The organism is Kitasatospora nipponensis, from assembly GCF_039528135.1.
GTDB classification, from domain to species: Bacteria; Actinomycetota; Actinomycetes; order Streptomycetales; family Streptomycetaceae; genus Kitasatospora; species Kitasatospora nipponensis.
In genome coordinates, this window is record NZ_BAAALF010001165.1 from 1 (window position 1) to 517 (window position 517).

At 66.9% G+C, this 517-nt stretch carries 1 protein-coding gene; it reads right to left on the minus strand.

What is annotated here, in order from left to right; genetic code table 11:
• Positions 1 to 2: 2 nt before the first annotated feature.
• Positions 3 to 311, minus strand: a complete 309-nt coding sequence (locus ABD323_RS45445; protein ID WP_344447783.1) for a putative quinol monooxygenase — start codon at positions 309 to 311, stop codon at positions 3 to 5.
• Between the last annotated feature and the right edge of the window lie 206 nt (positions 312 to 517).

The following is a 517-nucleotide window of genomic DNA, read 5'->3' on the forward strand; positions in this document are numbered from 1 at the left end:
CGTCAGGCGTTGTGCCGCAGCAGGCTGACGCGAAGCTCGCCGAGGAGGAGGTCGTCGATTCGGACGGCGAAGGCCTGCAGGTGGGCGCTCTGGAGGTTGGCGGCGTGCTCGGCGGGGGTGCGCCAGATCTCGTAGAAGCAGGACGAGGCGGGGTCGTTCACGTCCACGTGCAGGTCGTAGGTGACGCAGCCCGGCTCGCGCGTGGTGGGCGCCACGAGTGCGGTGAGTGCCTGGCGCAGGGCCTGCTCCTTGCCGGGCTTGGCGCGCAGCTGGGCGACGACTGTCAGTGCGGGGGATTCGGTGTTCGTCATCTGAGCGGGTGTTCCTGTTCTTGGTGCGGCGGCCTGTTGCCACCAGCTACGGAGGACGACGCTAGAGGTAAGTGGTCCGGCTATACAGTCCTCTTTCATGGGGAATGACCGAACCAATCGAGCAACCGGCCTGCTCATCGAACTGCCCGAGGACGGCGGGTCGCTGTACGAGCGCCTGACGAGTGGAATCAGGGCCGCCATCGCAG

Excerpts from the sequence above, each read along its gene's own strand:
- ABD323_RS45445 (WP_344447783.1), bottom strand. The coding sequence starts at position 311 with ATGACGAACACCGAATCCCCCGCACTGACAGTCGTCGCCCAGCTGCGC.